We start from the raw sequence: 22,110 nt of genomic DNA on the forward strand, positions 1-22,110 counted from the left end.
TTCGTCTGGCGGCCATAGCGACGTGGAACCACCTGAATCCATTCCGAACTCAGAAGTGAAACATGTCAGCGCCGATGGTAGTGTGGGGCCTCCCCATGTGAGAGTAGGACACCGCCAGGCACCTAATACGGAAAAGCCCTTCGCTATCATGCGAAGGGCTTTTTTCGTTTGGGCGCTGTAACCATCAGATCAATGTTCGCACTCACCAATATCCTCGTTCCAAATATCGGGTCGCTGCTCGATAAACTGTGCCATTAGCTTGATACATTCTGGATCGCGGAGTTCGATGACATTCACACCGGCTTCGCGTAGCCAATCTAAATGGCCTGGAAAGTTGACTGCTTCACCAACAACAACGGTACCGATATTGAATTGACGAATAAGCCCCGAACAATACCAACAGGGCGCAAGAGTCGTAACTAGAATTTTGTCACGGTAATTGGTTTGCCGACCTGCTTTGCGAAAAGCATCGGTTTCACCATGGATTGAAGGGTCATCTTCTTGTACGCGGCGATTTCGCCCTTCACCAAGCAACTTACCTTCAGCATCAAATAACGCTGCGCCAACGGGTACACCACCTTCTTTTGCGCCAATTTCGGCTTGTTTACGAGCGACGCTAAGCAGCTGATCATAATTCATGGGCAATCCCTATTGTAAATTTCTTCGTAGCAAACACAGTAACACTTAACAGCAATTAGACAAATAGCGAGTTCATCTGGGTTTTTGTGCGTTAAATTGTATAGTTTCTTGAAACGTTCGCAGTTCGCACTTTATAAGACTTTGGTCTATATAAGATGCTAATAGTCTTGTATGTCTAGACGTCTATTTGCTAAGTTGTATAAGAAATGAATCATGTCCATCACAAGGGAAAACACTATGAAAACGAAGTTAATTACTACCGCCATCGCGAGCGCATTGGCGTTGCCCACAGCGGTCGCCTGGGCACAAGATAGTGGCGAATCGGTTGATGTGGCAGCAGAAAGGATTCAAGTGATTGGTTCACGATTAAGTGTCCGCACAGCAACAGAGGGAAGCGCGCCAGTCGATATTATTACCGGTGAAGATCTTATTGCCGCAGGCTTCACCGAAACAGCAAAAGCACTGCAGTATGCAGTCCCAAGTTTTAACTTCCCATCATCGTCAATTACAGACGGATCAGACGCCGTGCGACCTGCGTCATTACGCGGCTTGTCACCTGATCACACGCTGGTATTAATTAACGGCAAGCGCCGACATGCCAGCGCCTTGGTTCACTTGAATGGTACGACCGGCCGCGGCAGCTCCAACGTCGACTTAAACGCAATTCCAATTTCAGCGATAAAACGTATCGAAGTACTGCGTGACGGTGCAGCGGCTCAATATGGTTCTGATGCGATTGCCGGCGTTATCAACATTGTGTTGAAAGACAATTCAGAGGGTGGAGATCTCAGCTTTAGTGCTGGCCAAACTTATGAAGGTGACGGTGAGCAGTTCAAACTTCATGGTAGTGTTGGCTTCAATTTAAATGACCGTGGTGCGTTTGTAATTGCTGCTGAGTATCATGACAAAGCGCGTACAAATCGAGCAGGTCTAGATCCACGTCAACAATATCCATTAATCGATGGCCAACCGGATCCACGCGAGCAGACGTTTAATCGTAAAAGCCATCATGTCGGCGATGCCGAATTTGAAAACATCGCAATCTTCTTTAATACCGATTACCAGCTCGACAATGGCAGCCTATACGCTTTTGGTGGATTTAGTGAAAGACGCACAAAATCGGGCGCTTTCTATCGCCGAGCTATCGACGATCGAAATCTGATCGAAGTTTATCCGGACGGCTTTCTACCTCTACTAAGCCCTGACACCAATGACATATCACTAGCGGCAGGGTATCGTTTCACCGTGAGTGAGTGGGACGCGGACCTTTCAGTTATCTACGGTGAGTCAGAGTTTAATTATCGGCTCGAGAATTCGCTCAATGCCTCTCTTGGCCCAAGTACGCCAACGGAATTTGACGCAGGAACCCTTGTACATGACGAGTTGAACGTCACGTTCGAAGTGAGCCGCTTGATTCCGTTCTACAACTACTCTGACCTAGCGGTTGCCTTTGGTGTTAGTTACCGCGAGAACGGCTATCAGGTTAAAGCTGGCGAACCAGCTTCCTATGAAAATGGCGGATTCGACAATCGCCCAGCGGGCAGCCAAGGTTTTACTGGCTTCCGCCCAGACTCGGAAGTGAACGAGTCTCGTGACAACACCGGCTTGTACGTTGAGCTGGAAAATATGTTGACCGAAAACTTCCAGTGGGGCGCAGCGCTTCGCTATGAAGACTATTCTGACTTCGGTAGCAACACCAGTTGGAAATTGTCGGGTCGCTACGAGTTCTCGCCGAACCTAGCCATTCGTGGTGCCACTAACACCGGCTTCCGTGCACCGAGCGTGCAGCAGCTCTATTTCACCAATATCTCGACCCTTTTTGTGAACCGTGATGGTGAGTTGGTTCCTGAACAGTCAGGCACGTTTAACAACATCAGCTCGGTAGCACGAGAGCTTGAAATTGGAAACTTGCGTCCTGAAGAATCGCAAAGCTATAGCTTTGGCGTGGTCTGGAATGGTGATAACGGCTTGTCTCTTACCGTTGACGCTTATCAAATTGAAATTGATGATCGCATCATTCTTTCAAGTTCACTCATTCCAAGTGATTCGCCAGCGGTTGCTGACGCTTTAGCGGCAGCAGGGGCAGATAATGCGCGATTCTTTATTAACGCGGTTGATACGACGACGCGGGGGCTTGATATTGTTGTCGCCCAACGTTTCGATTTAGGTGCTTACGGCAGCTTGCGAGCGCAAGCTGCTTATGGCTACAACGAAACAAAAGTCGATGCCGTGAACCTACCAAGCATTCTCGATGGTCTCGACGATAAGCTATTTGATAACGTTGAGCGGACGCGGATGACACGTTCAGTTCCGCGCAACAGCGCAACCTTATCGATGACACACAGCTACGAGAAATGGACGAACCATGTCGCCTTTAGCTACTTTGGCGACTATATCTTAGAAAATAACGCAGGTGTGCGCACTAAGTTCAGTGGCAAATGGATTGCCGACGTTTCAACACGCTATCAATTTACCGATAACCTAGCGTTTAAGTTTGGCGTCCAGAACTTGTTCGACACATACCCTGATGAACAACTGCCACAGAACCAATTTAACGGCATTTTCATTTACCCGAATACGAATGCACCATTTGGTTTTAATGGCGGTTATTACTACGGTGAGATTACTTATCGCTTCTAGTAGCGGTTAATCATTATTTTAAGAGACGCACGCCCTCATGCATCTTGTATGAGGGCGTTTTTATTAAAAGTTGGTTAAAACCACGAACATCATGGTGTGATTAAGCTGGGTTATTTCGTTTATCCTCATAAAAACAACAAGATACATAATTGGCACTGTTTTTGCTTTCTTCTAATACAAACGTCTTAATTGCTGTTCTAGGAGAAAAACATGCGTACTTTTCTTATCGCTGTCGCTATTGTGCTTGGTCTTGTTTGGTTTGGTCCAGCGCTAATTACATTGTTGGTCGAAGGCATCCTGCTCTTCTTTGTTCCTCTACTGGTCGTCGCTGCGGTAGCTGGTGTCGGCTTTTTCATCGGCAGTGTGGTCTTTGGTAGCACTGTGTTGGCATTTTCAATTGCGGCACTCGTGGTGGTTGTGCTTGGGTTCAGTATTTTCTGGCCTGTCTTACTTCTATTATTAATCGTTTGGCTATTTAGTCGCAGTCGTACCCAAACCTTGTGAAATTAGGTAAAGTGTCTCCATAATAATAATCATTGATTCTTTGGAGACACCTATGACCCGTTTATTGACTGCGTTTGGATTAGTAGTTGGTTTAGTTTTCGCTATGCAGCCTGTCATGGCATCGGTTGATGCTGAAGAATTTTGGTTGCGTGAAAGTATTCCCGGACAACCGAATGGAGCAGGCTTCGGCAAGCTAGTCAATCATGGTAACGAAGATAAAGTCTTGATTGGTGCAAGCATCGCCATCGCCGAAGACGTTGAAATTCATCGTCACGTTCGTGAAGGCGAGCAAATGCGCATGGAAGCCATGGATGCCTTAATTATCCCTGCAGGTAGTGAAGTTACCTTGCAACCTGGCGGCTACCACCTCATGTTAATGTCTTTGACTAGCCCTCTAAAAGTGGGCGACGTCCACGATTTAGTGTTAATCTTCAGCGATGGGGACGTGATTGAACTTAAAGTTCCAGTAAAAGCGCTTGTCAGCGGTTCGCATCGTGGGCATGGTGGACATTGATATAGATACGAAAGGATTTTGTTATGAAGAATTATGTTGTCGCCGGGTTGGCGATGTCGTCTTTTGCTCTGGTTGCTCCAGCAAATGCGGATATAATCAGTATTGAAGCAGACGCCCAATACTGGTTTGCAAGTGCCAGTGGTGAGCACCGTGTTGGCGATTTCACCACGGTCGGTAACGACTGGGATAGCGATGGGCAAATGCGTTTGAGCTTAGCGCTTGAGCACTTTTTACCGTTAATTCCAAATGCAAAAGTTACGAGTCAGTCATTGGAATTTGATGCCGCTCGTGAAGGGCAGTTGGCTGCTCGTTCTGACCTCGGTCATGAAACATTTACTCTGTACTATGCACCGCTTAATAATGATTTAGTTACCGTACAGTTTGGCGCAAGTTTAATGCGCTTACGTGGCTCGATTAATGAGTTAGGTAATGACACTGCAGCAGTCAGCCAAAGTATTTCAGAAGACATTGGCATGGCATATTTACGGGCGTCTGCTGGTCTACCGCTAACTGGTTTTTCGATAGTTGGCCAGGGACAATTTTCTGTTGGCAGCGATAATGACGTGTATGACATTGAAGCAGCCATTCGTTACCGTTTTCTAGAGACTGTGCTCGATGGTCATATCGGCGTTGGTTATCGCGACATGCAAATGCAGCTGAATAAAAACAGTAGTTTTGCGACCGACTATAGCTTTAAAGGTCCGTTCGTGAATTTAACGGTGCGCTTCTAAGCTCGATCTAAATTTTATCCGCGCTATCAAAAAGAATGCCGGTCTGTGTTCAGCACAGTACCGGCATTTTTGTTAGCTGTAACTAGCGATGCCACAGCACTTTGAAACAAGAGCACTTAGAAATAAGAGCACTTAGAAATAAGAGCGCCTAGAAATAAGGCTCCACCGCAGTTGCTTCAAGTTGGTAACCGACCAGCGCTAGGTCTGAATCTTTATGCTCCACTTTGATCGTACCGGTAACCCAGACTGCATCGTAAGTAACAGGGTATGGCACGCCCTCTGGGAAAGTGACGTGAACAATTTGATTCGGTGGCGGCGGTGGCACGTGAATACATGCACCAAAATAAGGCACTAACAAAAACTCGGTCACGCGGCGATCGTCACCTTCAAGTTGCACCACGTAGCCAGGCAACTTGATTCGTAGACCATCTAGTTCTGGTACAACTGGAGCGTCTAGACTCTGTTGAATCTGTGCTTCAGGGTTCTGTTCATAAAACATCGGATCACGAACGGGTGGCGCCTTCCAATCGGACGGCTTGAGTTCGTTCCAGTTTAATGTCCGCACATCGGCTTGAACTTGCGGCACACAGGCAAGGAAAGCGAGTGTTACTAGGGTTAACCAAAACTTCATGTTAGAACCTCATTGATAAGCCGTCGGCGAGCGAATTTCGATAGGCTCGCCAGGCCGGAATACAGCTGATGAAGAAGCTAGCAACGAGAACAATACCCATACGTTGCCACTCTTCAGTTGAAATTGCGCCTAAGCTGACGACAACTCCAAAACTACTTTGAATCCATGGCGCGAGCACCGCAACCATACCATAAAGCAAAGCAACGCCGACTGCGATACCAACTGCCGTTAATACGACAGCTTCACTCACCAGTAAGGTGAAAATCGTTTTTGGACCTGCTCCGATAGCTCTTAAGACAGCCATTTCGCGGCGACGTTCACGCAAGCTGGCAAGAAGCGTTGCTAACATACCGATAAGGCCAGTTAATAATACGAATGCCGAGACAATCGAGAGCGCCGTTTCAAAACCGCTGAGTGTGCGCCAGAGTTCCTGCAGCGTTGCACCAGGCATAATTGCAGTGAGTGGCTCGTCACGATAGGTGTTGATTTCCCGCTGCATAAAGATAGCGCGCGGACGGCTTTGCAAGCCAACTAAGAATGCACTAATGCTCGGAATTGGCGGTTGCACTACATGTTCATGTTCGTGACTTGCATGCTCATGTTCGTGGTTTTGGTGCGAGTGTTCATGTCCGTGATCATGGTTTTGATGCGTGTGACCGTGCTGATGTTCATGATTATGCTCATCGCTTTGATGCATGTGTCCATGTTCATCATTACCCGCATGACTTTCGTGCTCGTGCTCATGTTCATGGTCGTGATCATGGTCATGGTCATGGTCACCACCATGCATAATGTCGAGGTCACGTAAGCTGATAAAAATCGCTTGGTCAACAGGGGTACCAGTTCGAGCTAAAACCCCAGAAATAATCAACGGATGGTCATCATGCTCATGAAAACTAACGCTGCCGGTGCCGTGTGCGACAACTAATTCAGAACCGACTTGTAAGCCAAGTTGCTGGGCTACTTGAGCACCGACAACAGCCTGTTCGCGGGCAAACGGTTGGCCTTCGACAAATGTGAGGGGTTGTTGTTGTGCAAAACGGAAATGCTCAAAATAAGCGGGCTCTGTCGCAATAACGGGAAAGCCTCTGACACTGTCGCCTAAGGCAATGGGCACCGACCATGCGACTTGTGGGTGGTTCGCAAAACGCTCGTAGGTTTGCCAACTGACATTTGCCGTGGGGTTGCCGATATGAAATACCGAGTACAGCAATAGATTTACCGAGCCACTGCGGGCACCAACAATCAGGTCCGTGCCTGAGATCGTATTGGCGAAACCTGCACGGGTTTGCTGACTTACACGTTCGACTCCCAACAACAGCATGACGCTGATGGCAATTGCAAAAATGGTAAGCAATGCGTTGGTTTTGCGGCTTAGGAGGCTTGCTAATGCTAATCGAAATAGCTTCATGCAGACACTCCTGTTTGATTAATCTCAGTCAGCTCAATGGTGCGATCAAAGTGATGGCTGAGCGTGGCGTCGTGAGTGACAAAAACAAGGGTAATATTAGCGCTCTGACATTCATCTTGTAGCAACGAAAGGAAATTGTCGCGCGCATCGGTATCAAGTGCCGAGGTCGGCTCGTCGGCAATAATCAACTCAGGCTTACCAATTAACGCTCGAGCGACAGCAACGCGTTGCTGTTGTCCGACACTTAAGGTTGCAGCTTGGCGCCGCCACAGTTCTTTAGGGATATTTAGATGCGTGAGCAAGCGTTCACATTCAGCTTCAGGTGAGAGGTTTTCAGCGGCTAATTTTTGTTTACGAGCAGCAGAAAAGTCACAGGCTAACAATACGTTACGGTAAACACTTAAATACGGCAACAAATTAAATTGCTGGAAAATGTAACCAATGTGATCGGCTCGAAATTTATCCCGGCGCCGCTGATTTAAGCGGTGGAGCTCAGTGCCGAGAATGGTTAAGGTTCCCGAAGTCGGTTGGTTAACACCGGCAAGCAAAGACAATAGGGTTGATTTACCGGAGCCACTTGGACCACGCAACAGAATGCGCTCACCCGTTCGAATGGACAGCTCTGGTATCCGGAGCGTTGGCTGGGATTGAGAGGGCCAGCAGAATTCAATCTGCTGGCCAGCAATGCAAAGTTCAGCCATAGGCGTTTACTTGCTTTCTTGGGCGCGAGCGTAAGAAGTTTCGATTTCAGCTCTGGCAGCTGCTGCGTCGTCCCAACCTTCTACTTTCACCCACTTGCCTTTTTCGAGTTCTTTGTAACGCTCAAAGAAGTGTGTAATTTGTGCACGTAACAACTCAGGTAAGTCATTCACGTCTTGAATGTGATCATATTCTTTGGTGAGCTTGCTGATTGGCACCGCGACAACTTTGGCGTCTTCGCCAGACTCATCGCTCATTTTTAATACACCAACAGGGCGGCAACGAATCACTGAGCCCGGCTGCAACGGATAAGGAGTTGGGACCAATACGTCAACTGGGTCACCGTCTAAAGACAACGTGTCGTTGACGTAGCCGTAGTTGCACGGATAGAACATAGGTGCTGACATGAAACGGTCAACCCATACAGTACCTGTGTCTTTGTCCACTTCGTACTTGATTGGGTCTGCGTTAGCAGGGATTTCAATGATCACATTGACTTCTTCAGGCAGGTTTTTGCCTGCTGGTACAGCATTTAAACTCATGTCAGTTCCTTTTCTTACGTAACTTAATTCATTGACCCAACCGAATAGGGTTAGGATTAAAATTCTGATCGCTCAAGTATAACGAAGCTTTTTGGTGAAACTCAAAGCAATTAGCGCGAAAAATGACAGTTTTGTCCTAAATACAGTCAAAACTTCATATTTTCGCGCTGATTCAACTCATTGGTTAAGCCGTTGGTGCATCTGGACGGTCACATGGAATCGACTTGAAGTAGTCAAGACAGGTGTCGACTTCGTTTCTCGACCCCATAATGACTGAAACCCGCTGATGGATTTCTGTTGGCTGGAGCGACATGATGCGCTCGTATCCAGTGCTTGCTCGGCCACCTGCTTGCTCAACTAGGAAACTCATTGGGTTTGCTTCGTAGAGTAAGCGCAATTTGCATGGTTTTTCTGGGTGTTTACAGTCAGCTGGATAGGTAAAGATACCGCCACGACTCAGTACCCGATGAACATCCGAGACCATGGCCGCGTTCCAACGCATGTTGAAGTTTTTCTTGCGCGGGCCAAGTTCACCACTGAGCAGATCTTGAATGTACTGCTGCATTGGCTTAGTCCAATGGCGTTGATTCGACATGTTGACGGCAAATTCTTGGGTGTCAGCCGGAATATTCAATTTATCGACAGTTAGTAAGAACTCACCGACTGTGTGGTCGAGCGTAAATACCCGCACACCTTGCCCAGTTGTCATGACTAACAATGACGACGGGCCGTACAAAATATAACCAGCAGCAATTTGCTCATCACCGGTTTGCAAGAATAATTCTTTGCCTTCGGCACAGTGATCTGGTTTTTCCAGAATAGAAAAAATGGTTCCAACAGAACCATTAATATCAATATTCGAGCTACCATCGAGCGGGTCATAAGCGACTAAATACTTGGCGTCTGGATTGCCCATGACAACGTCATCTTCTTCTTCCGACGCCACCGCGTGCACCAGATTTGTTTCTAACAGCATGTTTTTGATCAGCTGATTAGAAACCACATCGAGCTTCTTTTGGGTTTCGCCTTGAATGTTTTCGTCGAGTGTTGAACCGAGCGTACCGGCTAAGCTGCCTTGATGAAGTCGGTGAGAGATTTCTTTTGCTGCGGTGAGCAGGGTGTTGATCACGGAAATTAGGTGTAAAGGTACGTGATCGTTGTTCAGAACGGGAATCAGGCGTTGCATGATTAGCCTCTGTTGATTTTGCGTTTAGGTCGTTGCCGGAAACGCCCTGTAGTTTACCCGAATTTGTCAGCGGATGCTTCTTTTTTAACGGTATGCTGCAGATTTGTAGTGATGATCGAATACGTGCGAGGTGATACAATCGTGAGTTATATCAAAAGGAGTAGGACAGCGGCTATGCATATTCATGTGCTCGGTATTTGCGGAACCTTTATGGGCGGAATTGCGGCATTAGCGCAAAGCCTTGGACATCGCGTCACTGGCTCGGATAAAAATGTTTATCCACCGATGAGTACCCAGCTCGAAGCGCTCGGAATCGAATTGTGTAGCGACAGCGATTTAACTCAGCTTGAGCCTGCGCCTGACTTGGTAATTATTGGCAATGCGTTGAGTCGAGGACATCCTTTGGTTGAGGAAGTGTTAGCGCGGCGCTTGCCGTACACCTCCGGACCGCAATGGTTAGGTGAGCAGATTCTGCGTAACCGGCATGTGCTGGCGGTCGCAGGAACGCACGGCAAAACCACGACGGCATCGATGTTAGTCTGGATTCTTCAGCAAGCGCAGAAAAATCCAAGCTTTTTAGTGGGCGGTGTTGTGCAGCCGTTCGGTCAAACGGCGCGACTCACTGATAGTGAATACTTTGTTGTCGAGGCAGATGAGTACGATACCGCCTTTTTTGATAAGCGTTCCAAGTTCTTGCACTACTATGCGGACACGCTAGTATTGAATAATCTTGAGTTTGACCATGCCGATATTTTTGCCGATTTAGCTGCCATTCAAAAACAATTTAGTCACTTGTTGCGTACTGTACCCCGTGATGGCGCCGTGATGGCGCCGCGACAAGAGCATGCTCTACAAGAAGTGTTAGCTGCTGGCTGTTGGTCGCAGCAAATTTGCGTTGAGCAAATTATCTTGCCGAGTGAGTCGTTAGGTAAGAACGGCTGGGAAGTACAACTGCACGACGACGCCGGAACTGGCTTCACGGTATACTGGAATGGTAATGAACAAGCGCGCGTGCGCTGGGCATTGCTCGGCAAACACAATGTTGCCAATGGTATGATGGCAATGTTGGCCGCGGCTCAAGTTGGAGTGGATCTCGCGACCTCCGCACAGGCGTTAGAGCAATTTACCGCGCCGGCAAGACGGCTGCAGTTATGCGGAACCATTCATGGCGTGTCGGTGTACGACGACTTTGCGCATCACCCGACCGCTATCGCGACAACCTTACAAGCGATGCGAGCTCGTTTCGGTGACGATGCTCGGATTATTGCGGTGTTCGAGCCGCGGTCAAATACAATGAAAGCGGGTGTTCATTTGCAGACGCTTGCTGCGTCATTTGCTGACGCAGACGCCGTGTATGCCCTGAATGAATTAAACACCTGGGACTTAGCTGGGCAGTTAAGTGAGAGCAATGACCATGTTGTGGTTTGTCAGACCGTGGCAGACTTGGCTGCAGCCTTGTTGCAGCGTCCGTCAAGCGAAGAACACTGGGTCATTATGAGTAATGGTGGTTTTGGTGGCATTCACCAACTGCTCCTTGACGGGCTTGCAGCTCGACTCGACTAACCTTTAAAAAGCGGAGGCAACACATGCATAAAAATGAGCGCATCACAGTCGCCATAACCGGTGCCTCGGGCGCACCCTATGCCTTAAGGTTGCTCGAATGTTTGTTAGCCCAAAAGCAGCAAGTTTATTTGCTTATATCGAGTGCCGCACGAGTGGTTTTGGCAACCGAAGAAGACTTGAAATTGCCCGGCTCACCATCTGCTATTCAAGAGGTTTTGTGCCAGCGCTTTGGTGTCAGTCCTGAGCAATTACAGGTTTTCGGCAAGGAAGAGTGGTTTTCACCAGTCGCCTCCGGGTCAGCGGCACCGAAACGCATGGTGGTGGTGCCGTGTTCAACCGGAACCCTGTCGGCTATTGCCTCGGGTGCCAGTGACAATCTCATTGAACGCGCGGCCGACGTTGTATTGAAAGAGCGTGGGCAACTGATTTTAGTGCCGCGCGAAACGCCGCTCCACAGTATTCATTTGCAGCATATGCTGACGCTTGCCAACATGGGTGTCGTCATTATGCCAGCGGCACCTGGTTTCTATCATCAACCGACGTCCATTCAAGATCTCGTTGATTTTATGGTTGCTCGTATTCTTGACCATTTAGGTTTAGACCAAGACATTATGCCGCGCTGGGGCTACGACTCACGCTCGAACTAAGTTATTTCGGAGACTGTTATGACGTATGCACTGGAAATCAGTGAATTGCGCAAAACTTATCGTGGTGGTTTTGAAGCATTAAAGGGCTTAGACCTGACCGTTAAAGTTGGTGACTTTTACGCCCTGCTAGGACCGAATGGTGCTGGCAAGTCGACGACCATCGGCATTATTTCGTCGTTGGTGAACAAAAGCTCAGGTACCGTCAAAGTATTTGGCTACGACCTCGACACGCAAATTAACGAAGTGAAACAGCATATTGGCTTGGTGCCGCAGGAATTCAACTTCAATCAGTTTGAAACCCTGATGCAAATTGTGGTGAATCAGGCTGGTTACTACGGTGTATCGCGAACGTTAGCGAAAGAACGCGCAGAAAAGTACCTCAAGCAGTTAGGTTTGTGGGACAAACGCAATGAACGTGCACGCAACCTGTCTGGTGGTATGAAGCGTCGGCTAATGATTGCGCGCGCATTGCTGCATGAACCCAAACTATTAATTCTCGACGAGCCGACAGCTGGTGTTGATATCGAGCTACGCCGTTCGATGTGGGAGTTTTTAACGCGCATCAACAAAGAAGGCGTGACCATTATTCTGACCACACATTATCTTGAAGAAGCGGAAATGCTCTGTCGCAATATCGGAATTATCGACAAAGGCCAAATTATCGAAAATACGACAATGAAGGCTCTTCTCAATAAGTTAAATGTCGAAACTTTCGTACTCGATTTAGAGCCGATCACAAAACCGCCGGTCATCGAGTCGGCAACGATGCGCATGATTGATGATCACACCATCGAAGTAGACGTAGCAAAATCGGCGGGCTTGAACTCAGTCTTTAGTGAACTCTCTGCGCAGAACATAAAAGTCTTGTCGATGCGCAATAAAGCCAACCGTCTCGAAGAACTGTTCGTCAATTTAGTGGAACAAGGTCGGGAATCTAAGGAGTCTGCTGCCCATGCGTAACCCTATTTATTTCACAGCGCTAAAAACGATTTGGATTAAAGAGTGCACTCGTTTTCTGCGGATTTGGGTACAAACGCTGGTCCCGCCAGCCATCACCATGACGCTTTATTTCATTATCTTTGGCAGTCTCATTGGTTCGCGCATTGGCGAAATGGGTGGTGTCAGTTATATGGAGTTTATTGTCCCGGGCTTAATCATGATGTCGGTGATTACTAACGCCTATTCCAACGTCGCATCCTCGTTCTTCAGTGCTAAGTTTCAGCGCAATCTTGAGGAAATGTTGGTGGCACCAGTTGCCAACATTACGATCATTTTGGGTTACGTCGGTGGCGGCGTAGCGCGAGCGCTCTTGGTTGCCATTATTGTCACGTTGGTTTCTGGCTTCTTTGTTCCGCTGCAAATTCAAAGCATTGCCATGATCATTGCGACGGTGATTTTGACGGCCACACTCTTTGCGCTTGGTGGCTTATTAAACGCCATGTTCGCCAAGTCATTCGATGACATTTCGATTATTCCAACATTTGTTTTAACACCGTTAACCTACTTAGGTGGGGTGTTTTATTCGATTACCTTGTTGCCTAGCTTCTGGCAGGCGGTGTCGCAATTTAATCCGATTATCTACATGGTCAATGGTTTCCGTTACGGCTTTATTGGGGTTTCGGATATTCAACCCATGGTCGCAATTGCGGTGCTGTTAGTGTTCAACGCAGTGTTCTTCACCTTGGCTTGGTATTTACTGAAACGTGGCACTGGGGTGCGAACTTAAGTCATGCAGCAACAATCGCGTAGTATTACTAGCAACCAAAGCGGTCCGCACGAGGACGTGCCCAGCGCCGTCGCACGATATTGGCATTCAGATTTTCAAAAGCCGTATGCAGCGCACAGTGAAGCAGCTTTTGCGGAAGTCGACCGACTGCTACAAAACAGTTCAAAGCCACTCATCTTAGATTCGTGCTGCGGCGTTGGGGAGAGCACCGCCTACTTGGCGGCACGTTATCCTGAAGCTCTGGTTGTCGGCGTAGACAAGTCAGCTCATCGACTCGGTAAACATGTTGCACATCAGCGGCACGGTGAAACTGGCGAGTATTTGTTAGTACGGGCAGATTTAAACGACTTTTGGCGTTTAGCCCATGCGGCAGAATGGCCAGTTCAAAAGCACTTTGTTCTTTATCCTAATCCGTGGCCGAAGAAAAAGCATTTGGGGCGACGTTGGCATGGAGCACCGGTATTTCCAGCTCTAGTGAAGCTTGGTGGCGAGCTGGAAATGCGTAGCAACTGGCAGACTTATCTCGACGAGTTTGCGTTGGCGTTGGCCTGTTTACAAATTCCCGCACAGGTTGAAAAATTACCAACAAACTTAGAACCAATCACACCATTTGAGCGTAAGTATCAGGCTTGCGGGCAGGCGCTCTGGCGTTTGCAAAGCGAGCTTACTGTGCCAAATCTGTTAGCCGCTGACGAGTTAGCGGCGGTTCGTGCAACCTTGCTTACTTAGCGACTATATTGTTAGCCACTATACTGAATGTAGCGATACAGCCCACAAATGTGCTAGAGTTGCCGGCTCAAAATTTTTAGTCAGGAGAATTGCGTGGCGCCCAAAACAACCGCTGAAGTCAGCATGGAGTCGTTGTTCCGCATCTTTACGGTGCCGGAAGCTCCAGACTCGACATTGGGTCAAATTGAGAAGCATTTGTCAGAGAATCTTGAAGATTTTCTGTCCTCTCATATTGTTGCGCAAGAACGTCCTTTGCATGAAATCGAACAAGATTTCGCTGACAGTACCATTCCTGAGCAGCCCGAGTTTGTTTCGAGCCATACGGAAACGCTGCTGAAAAAGCTTGTTGCCCAATCGGTGCACACAGCTTCGCCTCGCTTTATCGGTCACATGACCTCGGCGCTACCCTATTTTTTATTGCCGTTGGCCAAACTCATGGTCGGCTTGAACCAGAATCTGGTCAAAATCGAAACTTCAAAAGCATTTACGCCGCTTGAGCGTAATGTTTTGGGCATGTTGCATCACTTGGTTTACGGTGAGAACGAAGCCTTCTATCACCGTTGGATGCATAACGCCGAGTACTCGTTAGGTGCATTCTGTTCAGGTGGCACCATTGCTAATATCTCGGCACTGTGGGTTGCTCGCAATAATTTGCTGGCGCCACGGAAAGGTTTTGCCGGAGTCGGTGCGGAAGGGTTAGCGGCAGGTTTAAGCCACTACGGTTACAATCGATTAGTTATCTTAGTTTCTGAACGTGGTCATTACTCATTGGGTAAAGCTGCCGATGTACTGGGTATCGGCCGTCAGAACATTGTTACCGTCGCCACGGACGAGAACAACCGTATTCGAGTGGATGCGTTGCGTAAAGCAGCTGCCGACGTCACCGCCAGCGGTGGCCGCGTACTGGCGATTGTTGGCATTGCTGGTACGACAGAAACTGGCCATATCGATCCATTACAAGCCATGGCCGAAATAGCCAAAGAATATCGGGCGCATTTTCACGTCGATGCCGCATGGGGCGGTGCGACTTTAATGTCGAGCACGCATCGGCCGCTACTTGCTGGCATTGAACTTGCAGACAGTGTCACCATTGACGCGCACAAACAGATGTACGTGCCGATGGGCGCAGGTATGGTTTTGTTTAAAGACCCAGGCTTAGTGAACGCGATTGAGCATCATGCGGAATACATTATTCGTCGCGGCTCAAAAGACTTAGGTAGCCATACTATGGAAGGTTCACGTCCGGGCATGGCTATGTTGGTTTACTCGGCGTTGCATGTCATGGGCCGTCGTGGTTACGAGCTATTAATCGACACCAGTATTAAAAAAGCCAAGTATTTTGCTGAACTCATTGACCGCCAAGACGACTTTGAAGTGATTACTCACCCAGAGCTGTGCTTGTTAACCTATCGCTATGTGCCATTTGGGCTGAAAGCACAATTGCCGCATGCGAGCCATGAGCAAATCAAGGAAATGACGCCGTTATTGAACACGCTGACACGCTATATTCAGAAAACCCAGCGTGAGAATGGCCGTTCGTTTGTTTCTCGGACCAAATTAACGCCTGCCCAATACGGCCATGAAGGTAGTGTGGTGTTTCGTACAGTGCTGGCCAATCCGTTGACTACGGAGACAATGCTGCAGGAAATTATTGCTGAACAACGTGAATTAGCGAGCCATGCGAAGAACCTCATGCAGCAAATAAAAACCACAGCGGAACACTGTGGTTTACTCGTACAAGAACCTTCTGCACTTTAAGTCTATAAGTAAAAGCCAAAAGCCAAAAGCCAAAAGCCATGTGCACACAGCCCAAACATACATTGGGCTGTGTGTGACTTTGCGGTTAGCGATTAATTTCGAGGTTGTCGATTAAGCGCGTTTTTCCTAAATACGCGGCGACGAGGACGACAAGTTGCGTGTCTTCTGCACTCGGCGGCGTTAAGTCCGCTTGGCGGCGGATACTCACGTAATCGGGTGTGAATCCTGCGTCTTTGAGGATACTGCGAGCTTCTTGCTCGATGTTTTGAAAGTCATTACGCTCGCCTTGCAGAGCATGAGCGACGGCCTGCATAGACCGATACACAGCCGTTGCTTGCTGGCGCTCAGCGGTAGATAAATAACCATTGCGAGAGCTCAAGGCCAAACCGTCGTCAGCGCGGACGGTATCGATACCATGAATGGTTAACGGTAATGACAGATCTTGGCTCATAAGACGAATGACCATCAATTGCTGATAATCTTTCTTACCAAACACCGCATGATCTGGCTGCACCATATTAAATAACTTACAGACAATGGTTGCGACACCACGGAAATGTCCTGGTCGTGACGCGCCACACAGAGTGTCGCTAATGCCGGGAACTTCAACATAGGTTTGGTCGCCTAGTCCACGCGGATAAATCATACTAGTGTCTGGCGTGAATACAGCGTCTGCGCCGGCAGCGGTTAACTTTTCCATATCAGCTGCTAAGGTGCGGGGATATTTATCAAGATCCTCGTTCGCACCAAACTGCATCGGATTGACGTAAATGCTCACAATCACTTTGTCGGCAAGTTCGCGAGCAGCAGCAACTAAACGCAGGTGACCTTCGTGCAGGTTGCCCATCGTTGGTACAAATGCGACGCTGGCTTTTGATTCAGCCCACTGCTGACGCGTACGACGGAGTTGCTCGAGAGTTTCTAGATGTAACATCAATGCACTTCCTTTTCAGTCGGTCGAAGACTAATCAAAGCAATGTTCAGGTGCTGGGAATTTACCTTGGTGAACTTCTTCGACATAAGCGCTGACGGCACCCCGCAGGCTGCCTCCTTGAGCCAAAAAGTCCTTGGTGAACTTCGGTAAATAGTCAGCGTTCATGCCGAGCATGTCATGCATGACTAAGATCTGACCGTCGGTTTCTTTACCGGCACCGATCCCAATGACCGGAATGTTCAATGCATCGGAAATGCGTTTACCCACGTGCGTTGGAATACATTCAACCACGAGTAATTGAGCCCCGGCGGCTTCTAATGCCAGGGCGTGATCAACTAATGCTTGGGCGCTGGCTTCATCGCGACCTTGCACTTTGTAGCCGCCAATCACATTAACAGACTGTGGCAGTAAGCCAATGTGTGCACAAACTGGAATACCCTGGCGAGTAAGCGCCTGAACGGTTTCGACCAACCAGTCACCACCTTCGAGCTTGACCATATTGGCACCCGCACGCATCAGCTCAGCTGCATTTTCACAGGCAATCAGCGGTTCGGGATAGGTCATGAACGGCATGTCGGCAATGACAAAGGCGTCACTACTGCCTGCGCGAACACAGCGAGTATGATAGGCCACTTCGTCAATGGTTACTGGAACCGTCGAGTCTAACCCTTGTAACACCATTCCGAGAGAATCACCGATTAACAGCACGTCTACACCGCACTCATGAAACAGCTTGGCAAAACTTGAGTCGTAGGCAGTCAGGGCGGTAATTTTCTCGCCGTTACGTTTTTTCTTTAATAAACCGGCGGTTCGAATGCGACTCATGACTCACTCCTCTTTGGTGTTTAACTCTACGTGGGCGATTATTCTGCGTTCACATAGTGATTAGGAAGGGAACATCATAGCAGTTTAGATAACTTTGCATAAGCCGTTCAAGGGAATTTGCGCGGCCGCAGCTGCGGCGCTTTGTCCGCTACTTAAAGTTAAGTCTGGGGCTATTTCAGCTAACGGCACGAGTACAAATTCTCGTTCGAGCATACCGGGGTGTGGCACCGTTAAGCGCTCGGTTGCAATGGTGTTAGTGCCGTATAACAAGATATCGAGATCTAATGTGCGAGCACCCCAGCGTTGCCTGCGCACCCGACCAAATTTATTTTCGATATGTTGAAGATAATCAAGGAGCTCTAATGGCGTCAGCGTGGTGGTAAACGTGGCGACTGCATTAATGTAATCAGGCTGATCCTGCGGACCCATCGGTTTGCTTTGGTAAAATGTCGAGCAAACCCAGTTTGTTAATTGCGGTGATTGGCTTAACTCAGCCACTGCAGCAGTTAATGTTCGCAGTGGCTGGTCGAGATTTGCGCCTAGTCCGATGTAACAGCGTACGGCCGACATAGCAGCGTTAGTCTTTCTTGGCCGCAGGCTTGCGTCGCCGTGAGCTATTGCGCCCACGCCGCGGCCGGGACTTTCTGGGCCCAGTTGGTTTTGGCGCAGCTTCCGGTGTCACCTCAGGCGACTGCCGTTGGAAGTCGGTCCAAAACTCGCCGAGTTGCTTTAACTTCGGATCGTTTTCGATGCGAGCGCGAAGTAATAAGAAATCATAGGCAGCGCGGAACTTAGGATGCGAAAGTAAGCGAATTGCGCGCTTAGGTTGGGTTTGCTGCAAGCGTAATTGCAATAACCAAATATCGCGCATGGGTAAGCTGAAACGCTTCGGAATCGAAATACTCCGAGACTGTCGGCTTAACGCGTCGGCAGCGGCCACCTGATAAGCATCGTACTCCGTTAACCCACTTTCTAAGATAATCTCGTCCGCACGAGCGGCGACCGGATACCAGAGAATCGCAGCAAACAAGTACGCTGGGTTCACACCTTTGTCTTGATTCAAACGCTCATCGGTATCGACAAATGCTTGGCGGACCATCCGATACTCGAGGCTTTCCGGATTCTTTAAAGCACTTTTCAAGACTGGGAAAAGGTATTGGAACAAATTCAGCTCATGTAAATACTCGAAATTGGCCAATGCCCGACGATGCAAGAAAAGCTTCAAAAACTCTTCAAACAAGCGCGCAGGTGGAATGTTATCGAGTAATCCTGACAGCGGTTTAATTGGCTTACGAGTTGAGTCTTCAATGCGTAAACCGAGCTTGGTGGCAAAGCGCACCGCACGCAGCATACGCACTGGGTCTTCCCGGTAACGTTGCTCCGGATCACCGATTAACCGTAATTGGCCTTGGTTCAAATCGGCTAAACCATTGGCATAGTCATAAATGGCAAAGTCGGCAATCGAGTAGTACAGCGCATTGACGGTAAAGTCGCGCCGTTGTGCGTCCTCTTCAATTGAGCCATAGACGTTGTCACGCAGCAGCATGCCGTGCTCGCTTTGCTTTGAGCGCTGCGTACCGCTTTCTTCATCGTCACTATGGTGGCCTCGGAAGGTCGCAACTTCGATAACGTCGCGTCCAAAAACGATGTGCGCCAGACGAAAACGACGACCGATCAGGCGACAATTATTAAATAAGTTTTTGATTTCTTCTGGCTTGGCGTTGGTGGCAACGTCGAAGTCTTTCGGTTGCAGGCCAAGTAACAGGTCGCGGACACAACCACCGACCAAATAGGCGTCGAAACCAGAATTATGCAGACGATAAAGCACTTTTAATGCATTGTCGGAAATGTGCTCACGCGAAATAGGATGCTCTGACCGCGGAATGCGAATCGGCAAAGTCTGCGTGCCTTGTTTTCCTTGACGCTTACCAACAGACTTTTTGTTTGCTGCAGGGGCCGTCGGTGGTGCGGTACGTGCATCACTTGCTGCGTTTGACTGTTCTGGCGAATGCTCTGGGGTATCACTGCGAGAGGTACGTTTTCGGGAAGGTAGTACTTTCTGCGCAATCCTAGCGAGACGTTTAATAATGGTTGAACTCCTCATGATCGAATGGCCGCAATTTTAACCTACTTTTTATGCTGTCGCCATGCATCTATTGCCCAAGCAAGATATTCCTCGATGTTCGCTGCCTCTGTGCTAGCGGCACCCGGTAGGCCTAACGCCTGCGCAGCACTGCGTAAGTTTGCCAATGGTGTTTGTAATGACAATGCTGGGGCGTGATTTTGCTTACTCAATTTCCGGCCGCTAGCGTCGACCACGAGCGGTAAATGCGCAAGGCGTGGAAGGGGAGCTTGAGTGTCGTCTAAGTGAATATCATTAAACACTTGCCAAAGGGTGAGTTGCCAAGCCGAAGCATGCAGTAAATCTTCGCCGCGAACGATGTCAGTTATCCCTGCTGCACGGTCGTCACAAACAACTGCCAGTTGATAAGCCCAGAGTTGATCGCGCCGACGTAAAAGAAAATCTTCAGCGGCTTGTTGTGGGTCGCTGTTGACGAGACCGTGAAAGCGGTCATGAAAACGACAGATAGGGCTGCGGTTGATTAAGCGCACCGCTGTGCCCTTCGAGCTCAACTGTAAATGCCGGCAATGACCATCGTAATATGTGCCACGGGCTTTAATTTGTGCGCGTGTGCAATGGCAATAATAACAAAGCTGGGCGGTGTTCAACGTTGAGAGCGCAGCAGCATAACGTTCAGATTGTTGGCTTTGCCATACGACGGAACCGTCCCATTCGAGACCATGGGCTTCAAGCTGTTTTAAGATGGTATCGGCGGCGCCAGGAATTTCGCGAGGAGGATCGATATCGTCGATGCGCACCAACCACTCGCCTTGGTGTGCGCGGGCGTCGAGGTAGCTGCCTAATGCAGCTACCAAGGAGCCGGCATGCAGCGGACCAGAAGGGCTCGGGGCAAAACGCCCACGGTAGCGTTCAGGTTGCTGCATAGACCATTAATGGCCTTTCATTTGCTTTTCGCGAATTTCCGCAAGACTCTTACAGTCGATACACAGGTCGGCAGTCGGCCGTGCTTCAAGGCGACGAATACCGATCTCAATACCGCAAGATTCACAGTAACCGAAGTCATTGCGCTCAATCAGTTCGAGAGTTTTCTCGATCTTTTTGATGAGCTTGCGTTCACGATCACGAGTTCGCAATTCAATTGCGAACTCTTCTTCTTGGGCTGCACGATCAACTGGATCGGCATAGTTTGATGCTTCTTCCTTTAAGTGACCAACCGTACGGTCAACTTCTTCGCGTAACTGTGCACGCCATGCTTCAAGAATACGTTTGAAATGAGCGCGTTGCTCCTCATTCATGTACTCTTCGCCATCCTTCTCCTGGTATGGCGCCAATTCGGCCATTGCCAGGACGCCGTGCGCTTTTCTTTCCTTAGTCGCATCAGTCATATTTTCTATCCTCCAGCAGGCAATTCTATTGAATTCACCAGCGTTCAATTAGCCTACCTAACAAAAAAGATGGGTATGTATACCAGATTGCCCCTATGGGCGCAATTTTAACCGACTAATCACTCTTCACCCAGAGAAAAGTGATTGATTAACTGCATTATTTTCCTCGTTACTTCAGGAATGTGCGTTCCTAAAATGGGTCGCCTGTAGCGAGATTTCAAGCTCAGAGATCGAAAAAAACAAAGGTAGTATCTCGACGCCGGCGTGTTTCGCTTGTTCTGCCAGCTCGGCGTAGGTCGCGTCAATATGTACTGCCGACGTAACCGAATGGATCTGTGAATGCAGCACAGCATAAACCAAGACGGCACGCTGGCCCGCTGCAACCATACTGGTCAAAGCCTGCAGGTGTTTGTGCCCGCGAGTTGAAACTGCATCAGGAAAGAAACCGTTATGGGTTGTTGACTGAGTTTCATCGCATAAGGTCACCGATTTCACTTCGACATAGGCGTTCGGTAGCTTTGCATGGTCGCTGAGCAAGAGATCAACTCGGCTGCCTTCAGCATACTTTACTTCGCGTTGAATTTTGTTATAGCCCGCCAATTCAGCGACTTGACTCCGTTGGATAGCTTCAGTGACGAGTTCGTTCGCACGTGCAGTGTTGACGCAAATCCAAGCGTTTTCAGCTGTTCGGGTGAGTTCCCACGTATGCGGGTATTTGCGTTTCGGATTATCGCTCGTACTAAACCAAACTTCGCTGCCGGGTTCAGCACAACCCGTCATTGCTCCGGTGTTTGGGCAATGAATTGTGATATGATCACCGTTACTTAATTCAATATCGGCTAAGAACCTTTTGTAGCGACGAAGTAAAACGCCGCGTTGCAATGGTGGATTAAATTGCATCGGGGTCTAGTTTTCCCTTAAATTGAATAGGTTTCTTTATTCTTCTCAGCCGGCAACATACGT

Annotated in this window: 23 protein-coding genes and 1 rRNA gene; 11 read left to right on the forward strand and 13 right to left on the reverse strand. The window is 48.7% G+C overall.

The window, feature by feature from the left end:
• Window positions 1-4: 4 nt before the first annotated feature.
• Window positions 5-120 (forward strand): 5S ribosomal RNA (gene rrf / locus CWE06_RS06845).
• A 69-nt stretch (window positions 121-189) separates the two neighbouring features.
• Here the strand turns inward: rrf and CWE06_RS06850 are convergent.
• Window positions 190-639 carry a nucleoside deaminase gene (locus tag CWE06_RS06850; protein ID WP_126792503.1) on the reverse strand — a complete coding sequence of 150 codons (450 nt, stop codon included), beginning with the start codon at window positions 637-639 and terminating at the stop codon, window positions 190-192.
• A 237-nt stretch (window positions 640-876) separates the two neighbouring features.
• On the opposite strand from CWE06_RS06850, the gene CWE06_RS06855 reads away from it, so the two are divergent.
• The 4 genes from CWE06_RS06855 (at window position 877) to CWE06_RS06870 (ending at window position 5,028) form a co-directional block, all read left to right on the forward strand.
• A complete protein-coding gene (locus CWE06_RS06855; RefSeq protein ID WP_126792505.1) occupies window positions 877-3,279 on the forward strand; it encodes a TonB-dependent receptor plug domain-containing protein in 2,403 nt (800 codons plus the stop codon).
• A 210-nt stretch (window positions 3,280-3,489) separates the two neighbouring features.
• A complete protein-coding gene (locus CWE06_RS06860; protein WP_126792507.1) occupies window positions 3,490-3,783 on the forward strand; it encodes a hypothetical protein in 294 nt (97 codons plus the stop codon).
• A gap of 52 nt (window positions 3,784-3,835) precedes the next feature.
• Window positions 3,836-4,297: a copper chaperone PCu(A)C gene (locus CWE06_RS06865; RefSeq protein ID WP_126792509.1), complete on the forward strand. Its 462-nt coding sequence runs from the start codon at window positions 3,836-3,838 to the stop codon at window positions 4,295-4,297.
• Window positions 4,298-4,320: 23 nt separating this feature from the next.
• Window positions 4,321-5,028: a TIGR04219 family outer membrane beta-barrel protein gene (locus tag CWE06_RS06870; RefSeq protein ID WP_126792511.1), complete on the forward strand. Its 708-nt coding sequence runs from the start codon at window positions 4,321-4,323 to the stop codon at window positions 5,026-5,028.
• Between the two features lie 148 nt (window positions 5,029-5,176).
• Here the strand turns inward: CWE06_RS06870 and CWE06_RS06875 are convergent, their stop codons facing one another.
• From CWE06_RS06875 to CWE06_RS06895, 5 genes are all read right to left on the reverse strand, one after another.
• The gene (locus CWE06_RS06875; protein ID WP_126792513.1) at window positions 5,177-5,659 is read right to left on the reverse strand and encodes a DUF3299 domain-containing protein; all 483 of its coding nucleotides are present in this window, start codon (window positions 5,657-5,659) and stop codon (window positions 5,177-5,179) included.
• Between the two features lies 1 nt (window position 5,660).
• Complete coding sequence (locus CWE06_RS12590) at window positions 5,661-7,070, reverse strand: ABC transporter permease (RefSeq protein ID WP_126792515.1); 1,410 nt, start codon at window positions 7,068-7,070, stop codon at window positions 5,661-5,663.
• Complete coding sequence (locus CWE06_RS06885) at window positions 7,067-7,771, reverse strand: ABC transporter ATP-binding protein (RefSeq protein ID WP_126792517.1); 705 nt, start codon at window positions 7,769-7,771, stop codon at window positions 7,067-7,069. The genes CWE06_RS12590 and CWE06_RS06885 overlap by 4 nt, the downstream gene beginning before the upstream one ends.
• Window positions 7,772-7,777: 6 nt before the next feature.
• Window positions 7,778-8,311, reverse strand: a complete 534-nt coding sequence (ppa, locus tag CWE06_RS06890; protein WP_126792519.1) for an inorganic diphosphatase — start codon at window positions 8,309-8,311, stop codon at window positions 7,778-7,780.
• 184 nt (window positions 8,312-8,495) lie between these two features.
• Complete coding sequence (locus tag CWE06_RS06895; RefSeq protein WP_126792521.1) at window positions 8,496-9,497, reverse strand: class 1 fructose-bisphosphatase; 1,002 nt, start codon at window positions 9,495-9,497, stop codon at window positions 8,496-8,498.
• A gap of 174 nt (window positions 9,498-9,671) precedes the next feature.
• Between CWE06_RS06895 and mpl the strand changes: the two genes are divergently transcribed.
• The 6 genes from mpl to panP all read left to right on the forward strand — a co-directional run bounded on the left by mpl (window position 9,672) and on the right by panP (window position 15,920).
• On the forward strand, window positions 9,672-11,060 hold the full coding sequence (mpl, locus tag CWE06_RS06900; protein ID WP_126792523.1) for a UDP-N-acetylmuramate:L-alanyl-gamma-D-glutamyl-meso-diaminopimelate ligase: 1,389 nt from the start codon (window positions 9,672-9,674) through the stop codon (window positions 11,058-11,060).
• A 23-nt stretch (window positions 11,061-11,083) separates the two neighbouring features.
• Window positions 11,084-11,707: a flavin prenyltransferase UbiX gene (locus CWE06_RS06905; protein WP_126792525.1), complete on the forward strand. Its 624-nt coding sequence runs from the start codon at window positions 11,084-11,086 to the stop codon at window positions 11,705-11,707.
• 18 nt (window positions 11,708-11,725) lie between these two features.
• Window positions 11,726-12,667 (forward strand): ABC transporter ATP-binding protein, encoded by a 942-nt coding sequence (locus tag CWE06_RS06910; protein WP_126792527.1) that lies wholly within the window; start codon window positions 11,726-11,728, stop codon window positions 12,665-12,667.
• Window positions 12,660-13,433 (forward strand): ABC transporter permease, encoded by a 774-nt coding sequence (locus CWE06_RS06915; RefSeq protein ID WP_126792529.1) that lies wholly within the window; start codon window positions 12,660-12,662, stop codon window positions 13,431-13,433. Before CWE06_RS06910 ends, CWE06_RS06915 begins: the two co-directional genes overlap by 8 nt.
• 3 nt (window positions 13,434-13,436) lie before the next feature.
• Window positions 13,437-14,162, forward strand: coding sequence for a tRNA (guanine(46)-N(7))-methyltransferase TrmB (gene trmB, locus CWE06_RS06920; protein WP_126792531.1), 726 nt, complete (start codon window positions 13,437-13,439; stop codon window positions 14,160-14,162).
• A gap of 93 nt (window positions 14,163-14,255) precedes the next feature.
• The gene (panP, locus tag CWE06_RS06925) at window positions 14,256-15,920 is read left to right on the forward strand and encodes a pyridoxal-dependent aspartate 1-decarboxylase PanP (RefSeq protein ID WP_275065572.1); all 1,665 of its coding nucleotides are present in this window, start codon (window positions 14,256-14,258) and stop codon (window positions 15,918-15,920) included.
• 85 nt (window positions 15,921-16,005) lie between these two features.
• Here the strand turns inward: panP and panC are convergent, their stop codons facing one another.
• The 7 genes from panC to sfsA all read right to left on the reverse strand — a co-directional run bounded on the left by panC (window position 16,006) and on the right by sfsA (window position 22,047).
• The gene (panC, locus tag CWE06_RS06930; RefSeq protein ID WP_126792533.1) at window positions 16,006-16,854 is read right to left on the reverse strand and encodes a pantoate--beta-alanine ligase; all 849 of its coding nucleotides are present in this window, start codon (window positions 16,852-16,854) and stop codon (window positions 16,006-16,008) included.
• A 30-nt stretch (window positions 16,855-16,884) separates the two neighbouring features.
• Entirely contained in the window at window positions 16,885-17,679 is a 795-nt protein-coding gene (gene panB, locus CWE06_RS06935; protein WP_126792535.1) for a 3-methyl-2-oxobutanoate hydroxymethyltransferase, read from the reverse strand.
• 84 nt (window positions 17,680-17,763) lie between these two features.
• Window positions 17,764-18,249 carry a 2-amino-4-hydroxy-6-hydroxymethyldihydropteridine diphosphokinase gene (gene folK, locus CWE06_RS06940; RefSeq protein ID WP_126792537.1) on the reverse strand — a complete coding sequence of 162 codons (486 nt, stop codon included), beginning with the start codon at window positions 18,247-18,249 and terminating at the stop codon, window positions 17,764-17,766.
• 7 nt (window positions 18,250-18,256) lie between these two features.
• Complete coding sequence (pcnB, locus tag CWE06_RS06945) at window positions 18,257-19,783, reverse strand: polynucleotide adenylyltransferase PcnB (RefSeq protein WP_420808524.1); 1,527 nt, start codon at window positions 19,781-19,783, stop codon at window positions 18,257-18,259.
• A 23-nt stretch (window positions 19,784-19,806) separates the two neighbouring features.
• Window positions 19,807-20,685 (reverse strand): tRNA glutamyl-Q(34) synthetase GluQRS, encoded by an 879-nt coding sequence (gene gluQRS / locus CWE06_RS06950; protein ID WP_126792539.1) that lies wholly within the window; start codon window positions 20,683-20,685, stop codon window positions 19,807-19,809.
• 6 nt (window positions 20,686-20,691) lie between these two features.
• On the reverse strand, window positions 20,692-21,147 hold the full coding sequence (gene dksA, locus CWE06_RS06955; protein WP_126792541.1) for an RNA polymerase-binding protein DksA: 456 nt from the start codon (window positions 21,145-21,147) through the stop codon (window positions 20,692-20,694).
• A 174-nt stretch (window positions 21,148-21,321) separates the two neighbouring features.
• The gene (gene sfsA, locus CWE06_RS06960) at window positions 21,322-22,047 is read right to left on the reverse strand and encodes a DNA/RNA nuclease SfsA (RefSeq protein WP_126792542.1); all 726 of its coding nucleotides are present in this window, start codon (window positions 22,045-22,047) and stop codon (window positions 21,322-21,324) included.
• Window positions 22,048-22,110 lie beyond the last annotated feature (63 nt).

The sequence above is a fragment of the Aliidiomarina haloalkalitolerans genome (assembly GCF_003987315.1).
Lineage (GTDB): Bacteria > Pseudomonadota > Gammaproteobacteria > Enterobacterales > Alteromonadaceae > Aliidiomarina > Aliidiomarina haloalkalitolerans.